The 6,425-nt window shown below is 67.0% G+C and carries 5 protein-coding genes; 3 read left to right on the forward strand and 2 right to left on the reverse strand.

Going from position 1 to position 6,425, the window contains the following annotated elements:
* Window positions 1-140: 140 nt before the first annotated feature.
* Both KBI5_RS23360 and KBI5_RS23365 read left to right on the forward strand, forming a co-directional pair.
* Complete coding sequence (locus tag KBI5_RS23360) at window positions 141-662, forward strand: hypothetical protein (protein WP_347272536.1); 522 nt, start codon at window positions 141-143, stop codon at window positions 660-662.
* 288 nt (window positions 663-950) lie between these two features.
* Window positions 951-2,162, forward strand: a complete 1,212-nt coding sequence (locus KBI5_RS23365; protein WP_085016486.1) for a hypothetical protein — start codon at window positions 951-953, stop codon at window positions 2,160-2,162.
* 218 nt (window positions 2,163-2,380) lie between these two features.
* Here the strand turns inward: KBI5_RS23365 and KBI5_RS23370 are convergent, their stop codons facing one another.
* Window positions 2,381-4,096 carry a hypothetical protein gene (locus KBI5_RS23370; protein WP_133057140.1) on the reverse strand — a complete coding sequence of 572 codons (1,716 nt, stop codon included), beginning with the start codon at window positions 4,094-4,096 and terminating at the stop codon, window positions 2,381-2,383.
* Window positions 4,097-4,484: 388 nt separating this feature from the next.
* Window positions 4,485-5,948, reverse strand: a complete 1,464-nt coding sequence (locus tag KBI5_RS23375) for a hypothetical protein (protein ID WP_133057141.1) — start codon at window positions 5,946-5,948, stop codon at window positions 4,485-4,487.
* A gap of 287 nt (window positions 5,949-6,235) precedes the next feature.
* On the opposite strand from KBI5_RS23375, the gene KBI5_RS23380 reads away from it, so the two are divergent.
* The coding region (locus KBI5_RS23380; RefSeq protein ID WP_133057142.1) for a hypothetical protein at window positions 6,236-6,425 on the forward strand (190 nt) is incomplete at its 3' end.

Raw genomic sequence — 6,425 nt, forward strand, 5'->3', positions numbered from 1 at the left:
GACAGCCGACCACGCCGGAACATCCCAGAAAACTCTCCCACAACGATCGGACCGTGCTGAACAGCAGGAAACGATCTCGGGTGTTCGCGTCGACGACATCGTCCTCGACGCRAACACCCAGGTCACAGCCTTGATCAATAGTGAAGCTCAAGATAACCRGCKYKGTAACGCTAGCACTCAACATCGCGGAACCCCTGATCGCCGGGGACTACGGCAAAGCGGCATTTGATGCGGTTGGTCCGCTTTTGCTGATCGGGTGGTCGGAGGTGGGCCCGGGACTACTTCAGGCTATGCGCCCAGCCCGGTCTAATGTCCTGCCGGAAGGTGCGCCCGCGGGCGGTGGCGCGCACGGTCTCGTGGCTGCCGAACCGCACGCGCAGCCAGAACGGCCTGCTACCACCGGGATGCGGCCGGCGCGAAAGGGCACGCCTCAAACTGGTCGCAAGGCAGGCGACCAGGATCTGCTGCATCGGGCTCGGGCCGAAGATGTGCTGCACTGGCAGCAGTACCAGCGCCCGATCTCCGCGGAGACGCTGCGCAAGCGCCTCCATGTCGGTACTCCCACCGCGCGCAAACTGGTCGCGCAGCTACGCACCGAGATCCACACCCAGATCGAAAGCATCTCCAGCCACCTCGACGGTATGCCCCAACCGGCCATGTGATCGACGGACAGGCGCCGATCCCGCGCTCACCGCGAGAGCATCGTGATCTCGGTGGGCGCGGGATCGCGGCCGAGGACAACGGGCCGACGACCGGCGCGGATCATCGCGGAACTCCACCGCCTCGGGTGTCCGCGATAAGACGACGCGGGAGCCGTGATCTGGACGGATCATCGAGCGGCCGGGTAGGGGCACCGACCCGACAGCCGATCGGCCGAAATGTAGCTCTTTGTGTCGGAGACTGTCGACCGTGTGATATATCGGTGCCATCAGCGTGATGCGAGAGGGCCCGTGGACACCGACATCGCCGCCATCCTCACGAAGCTCGACCAGGTCGATCCGACCGACCCGCGGGATCTGCGCCGCGTCTGCGACACCGCCGCGGCGGCCTTGGCCGTGGCCGGCGTCGAGCCGCCGTTCCAGGTGCGGGCCGTGGACGCGGTCGGCGACCCGCGGCTGATCTGCTCGCGGCTCTACTGGGGGCGCCGCCTGCTCACTGAGCCGACCATGGAGGTCGCGGCCCAGTGCGCCCGCTGGCTCGCCGCACATACCAACGACCTGACAGCCCAGCAGCGGGACGCGATCGTCGAAGCGTGGTCGCTCGGGTTCGCGGACGCGACCAGGGACACAGTCGACTCGCGCTACGACATCGCTGCGGCCACTGGCAGGCTCGCCGACCAGCCCGCCGACGTCCGCAGCTTTGTCGTGCTCTACCACGCCGCCAAGTTGCGGGCGAACTACTGGTTCGACGAGCTGGACCTCTTCCTGGAATCCTCACCGCTGATCGCCACCGGCCGCGACCAGACACACGGTCCTCTGCTCGCGGCGCTCCGCGCGTTCGCCGCGTTCGGCAGCCGCCGGCGGACCGTCGAGTACGCCACCGGTCTGTTCACCCAGGCGTGGGACGCTGCACCGCGATCGCGGCAGGTCGTGGACGTCTGCCTGGACGGACTGCGTGTGGCACCGCCGTTCGAGGGGCGGGGGGAGTTCCTACGCCGCCACGCTGCCGAGGCGGCCACCACCTATCCCGATGATCATAAGATTCGGTACTGCCTGGCGCAGGGGCAGCGGATGTGCGGCCTGCTCCCGGAGGCGCTCGACACGATCGGAACCGCGATACGGCTCCTGTCCGCCGCGGGCGAATGGGACTCCGCCGCCAGGCCGCGCTACCTGCAAGAACATGACTTCATCTGTGACCTGCGGCGCCAAAGTCGGGAAGACGCCGCCCAACAGGCCGGGGCAGACGAGGACAGGGCCGCAGTGCGCCAGCTCCAGCGTCGGCTCCGGGACCCCAGTGCGCTGATGGGCATGGTGGTACTCGTGGTCGTCCTCGACGTCGTCCTGGTGATTCTTGCCGGGCGATCGAGCGCCGCCGGTGCACCGGACTTGCGGGCCCGTCTGGGGATGCAGGCGGCTCTTGGCGGGAGTCTGCTGCTCCTTGTCGCGTTCGTCAGCGCGATGGCGAGGTTGATCGTTCTTGGGTGTCGTAGAAGTCCTCGGTAGCGGTGGCGGTTCGATCGCAGGTACGCACAGCCAGCTGTGGACCCAGTACGCCGCTCGACGGGACCAACCTTGGCCGGCGACCGCCTGGGGGACGGCGTAGATCTCACTCGCGCCTTTGGTCCGACACAGGAGCAGCCGGACATCTCATCCGGCTACGCAAAGATGCGGGCTGAGGCGCGTCGTCCTGGCCGCCACCAGTAGCCGGCATCAGGCCGAGATTAGCCTTCCACCGCGGCAGGTTCGGACGATCTTCCCGGAGCGGGCTCGGGCTCGCCGACCGCGCGTGGGGTCCTGGTGTCGGAGGGAAGCATCCTGTTGCCGGGAACGCGCGCTACCAGGACGAATCGCTCTGTCTCCTCCGCGCCGACCCGTACTCGATCGATCCATACGCTGGAATAAAGATCAGGGAAACCTTCGCTGTGGTCGGTAAGGTCAAGGACAAGGAGAACGACGAACGCGACCTCTGTTACTGTGTAGGCTCTGGTCTGGCCGAGATATTTCCGAAGGGCCTCACGCGAGGCGTTGCCTTCCTCCCGTTTGCATTCGATGTAGAAGGCAAACTGAGGTAGCAAGATCGCAATGTCGGCCCGCCCGGCGGCGACATCCTCCAGTTCTCCCCGTACATGGCCTGAGAAAGGGCGCTCCAGCCAGTCCATAAAGTTCAGCTGGAGATCTTTCTCCTTCGCGGTCCCCCCTCGGCCCTTGAAGAGAAACGTCCGACCGCCTGCCATCTTCCTGCCGACGTTGTTGCAGACCCGGAGGTATTCGACGGTGTCCTCCATGAGGATCGAGAACTCCTTGCCTGCGATCTCCCAGTCGGGTGAGCGCTTGAGCTCRGCGGTGAGATCGTCGAGCAGGTTATCCATCTTCGGATTCCGGATCGCGGCTCGGAGGATGYCCCTGTCGTAGAATTTTTCCTCGATCCTCGCGATCAGGTCAGGGTCGGCCTGTTTCAGCAGCCGGATCGCGTCTGTCAGACCGAATGCTTCGAGCGCCGCTGGGATGCGGCCCAGGTCTTTTCCCAGTACATCGCCACCCAGAGGCTTGTCGCTGACGCGGATCTCGGCGCACGCCAGGTGGACGGCGTCGGCCAGCTCCTGTGCTACCGGGTCGGCGCGGAACCTGGGTTCGCGCGCGAGCGCAAGGTCGAGCAGAGTCAGCCGGTATGAGTTGTTGATGAAGGCCGCCTCGACGAGCGGACGAACCATGCCGTCGACGCCCTGGTGTGGGGTGCCGGTGAAGGTGCGGCTCTCCTCGTAGGCGGCGAGCAACGCGACCAGCGCCTCGTCACAACGGAACCAGTATTCCTCGGCCAGATAGCCGGTCGCTGGTACCAAGGCAAGCGAGAGACGATGCCACGCTCGCTCCGCCGCATGCCGTGGCTGCGCCCACGGTGGCGCATAGTAGCCGTCAAGCCATGCCCAGTAGCGGCTCACTGCTGCGTCGAGATGCTCCGCGGCGGTCCGGGCCGCGCCGGCGTCTTGGTGCATGAGAGCGAAGACGGCGTCGAGGGCGGATGCGTATGCCTGAGCGTCCGGGCGTCCGTTGTCCAGCTCGGTCGCCTTGGCCAGACTGCGACGGGCAGCGAGGAGACCATCGCGGACTCGGCTTTGGCTGTCCGCGTCGAGCGCCCGGCGAAGGTCAGCGAGCGCAAGCTCGAACACGGCGTCGGCTCGGGCAAGCGTCACGTCGGCGAGGCGATCCAGCAGGTCAGTCAATACCTGATCGGGATGATGGTCGTGCAGCGCTCCAACCAGTCGCGGCAGGCGACGGACGGCCTCGTCCGGCAGCGTGTCGATCGTGTCAGCGAGGTCGTCACAGAACGCCATCAGACGATGCGGACGTATCCGCTCGGTCGTCGTGAGGTGCACGAGCGCTTCCAAGGCACTGATCGCGGTAGCGGCCTCGCGTGGCGTGCAGTCCGGACGCTGCACTGCCCTCGTCCGAGCGAGTAGCGCAACTTCCAGAGGTCGCGATGTCCGAGCGGCGAGAGTGGGATAGCGCAGGAGCCGCGCGATCGCGCTTGCGTACGAGGACGGCCGCGGGTGGTTGGCGAATCCCCACACCACGGCGTCATCGATGATCCCTACGCTGGCGGCATCGGAGCCGGCGTCTGCGTGGCCTGCGGCGTCGACGAGGAAGAGGAACAGCGGACTGCCGGCAAGTGCCGCCGCGCCGGCCGTGACCAGGGCGAGTCCGCCGAGGTCCTCAGCCGTGGGCCCGTCGTCCAGGACCGCCGAGTCTGCCGACGCTGTCCAGCGTCCGAGGGCATCCTCGACCCTGTGGAGGACGTCGGGAGACGCGGCGGGGTCCACGATGTGATCAAAACAGAAATGTGCGGTCGGTGCCGACGATCAGTCGCGTGGCGGGGAAGGAATCCCATACTGCCTCGTGCCTGGTCGCGATGATGATCTGAAGGCCATCCAGCTCGTCACCGAGCGCGATCAGATGGTTCAGCATGATCTTCACATCGCCGGGCTTGATCTCGACGTCGGTGGGCGAGTCGATGAGGAGCAGCCCCGGGTGCGACCGTATGCCGTACCTGCGCCCAACCCTGATCATGGTGACGACGATCGCGATGCGGAGGCGCAGCCGCTCACCGGGGCTCAGCCCCTTGAACGTAGCCGGCTGGCCCGACTTGCGCGGGTTGACGTGGGCTCGGGTGTCCAGCCTCACCGAGTCGAGGTTGGCGACGCCGAGCCGGCGCGCCAAATCGGCGATCTCCTCGTTGAGCTCATCGAACAGGCGCGTGGTCACCGCCTTGGCGGTGGACCGGAGCACCTCGTCGGCTGCCTCCAGCACCTGAGCATCGATGTCCACAGCCGGCGAGTCGCCGGCGTCGCCGAGGGCGGCGAGTGTCTGGACCACACCGTCGAGACGGGCTACGTCCAGTTCGGCGTCGCGTACCTGGCCCTCCACATCGCCCCGGCCAACGGCCGCGGCGAGCGCCGCCTGCGCTTCCTGGTGTCTCTCGGCGGCGACGCGATGCGAGGAGCGGGCGTCGTCGCGGGCTTTCTGCGTTGCCGACTCCGCGGCCCGCGACGCCTTGACACGCGCACGTAGCTGGTCGAGCAGGAACTCGCGATCCTCTGGTCCTTCCTCGGGAACGGTCAGCGGAGAGGTGCACACCGCGCATCGCCCATGCTGATGTTCACCATGCCGCCGATCGGTCCCTATCGGACTCTCGCATCGAGGGCACATGCTCGGGTTCAGGGCGCCGAGCAGCGCCCGAGCTGCCACGGACTCCGTGGTTTCGCGCAGCTGCCGTTCGTCCTCGATGCGCGCTTGACGGGCCTTCCCGTGAAGGTCCGTCGCCGCGTCGAGACGCCGCTCCGTCTGGGCCTCGGCGTCGGCGGCGGCTCGCACGGCCAGGCGCAGCGCTGCGAAGTCAGGAGCTGACGCACGCAGCTCGCTCAGCCGTAGACGCGCCCTCTCCAGCTCCTCCTGGGCAGCCCCGAGCCGGCTGGCGCGGATATCGGCGTCCTCTCTCACTCGTCGAGCAGAGTGGCGCGCCTGCTGCTTAGCCATCCGCGATGAGGCGCTCGCGGACATCAGATCCGACACGAAGGGAATATCAAGGAATGCCTGCATTAGGCGAACGGGAATATTCCCGGTCGCGTTCTTGCCGAACAGGACGGAGTCGCTCGCCGACATGATGCTGACCATCGGGAAGAAGGCGGGCCATTCGTGCGTCTGGACGGCCCCGTCGCGTACATCCCCTTCGACCGGGGCGCCTGGCGTTGCGGCGAACATCTCCAAGGGACGTAGTCCGAGCTGCTTCATCATGAAGCGACTCATGAGCGCCGCTACCGCGCCCTTGCTCTCGGCCGCGTCCACGAGACCGACGCCCGGGGCCTCTTCCTGGTGTGGTTCGAGTGCCGTCAGGGTGTCGATCGATTGTAAACATTCAGCCGCGTAGCGAAGAGTGCTGATCTTGCCGTCTTGGTGGCGGACTGTGACGCCGGACTGGGGGGCGGCCGGCGCTCGCGGCCCGCGCGGGTTTGTGGGCTGGTTGTCCGGTGTGACCGGCGTGTCGCTGCGCGGCGCGGGYCGGGGCTCGGTTTGATCGGCTGGTGTCTGGTCCTGCCGGTTCGCCCCGCGACGCCCTGGTCGTGCTRGCGTTCTGGCAGGCGGCGCGGATCGCCCGGTTGGAGGCACAGGTCGCGCAGGTCGAACGGCTGACCGCGGCGAACAAGGATCTCGCGGACCGGGTCGCGCGGTTGGAGTACCTGCTGTCGCGCAACAGTGGCAACTCGTCGAGTC

It is taken from the genome of Frankia sp. KB5 (genome assembly GCF_002099325.1).
Taxonomy (GTDB): Bacteria; Actinomycetota; Actinomycetes; order Frankiales; family Frankiaceae; genus Frankia; species Frankia casuarinae.